Origin of the sequence: Deinococcus pimensis DSM 21231 (assembly GCF_000519345.1) — a bacterium.
GTDB classification, from domain to species: Bacteria; Deinococcota; Deinococci; order Deinococcales; family Deinococcaceae; genus Deinococcus_A; species Deinococcus_A pimensis.
Genome location: NZ_KI912624.1, coordinates 4120 through 4641 on the forward strand (window position 1 = coordinate 4120; position 522 = coordinate 4641).

Annotated in this window: 1 protein-coding gene; it reads left to right on the plus strand. The window is 72.6% G+C overall.

The genetic code is table 11. From position 1 onward, the window contains the following. A partial coding sequence (locus tag DEIPI_RS27995) for a Mur ligase family protein (RefSeq protein WP_045233514.1) occupies positions 1–522 on the plus strand: 522 nt, incomplete at both ends.

The following is a 522-nucleotide window of genomic DNA, read 5'->3' on the forward strand; positions in this document are numbered from 1 at the left end:
GGTCGGGAAGACCACCGCGAAGACGTACGTCGGGGCGGCGCTCGGCGGGCGCTTCATGCCGGTGTTCAACACCCTCAACGCCATCGCGTGCTTCCTGCTCACCGAGGCGGAGGGGGACGCGCCGCTCGTCGTGGAGATGGGCATCGACCGGATCGGGGAGATGCGTGAGCTGATGGACCTCGTCGCGCCCGACGTGGGCGTCGTGACGGCCATCGGGGAGGCGCACCTGGAGGCCTTCGGCACGAAGGACACCATCGCGCGGGAGAAGGGCGTGATCCTGGAGGCCCCGTACGGCGTGGTGAGCACGCAGGCCGCGCCGTGGTACCCGGACCGCGACACGTACGGCTTCGAGGAGGACGCCACGTACGGGGGCCGTCACCTCGACCTCTCCCCCGCCGGGGCGAGCTTCACCTTCCACGGACGTCAGGTGACCCTGCCGCTCGTGGGCCGCGCGGCGGCGGAGGCGGCGGTGCTGGGCCTCGCGCTCGCCTCGCGGCTCGGTGTTGACCTCGCGGAGGCGGC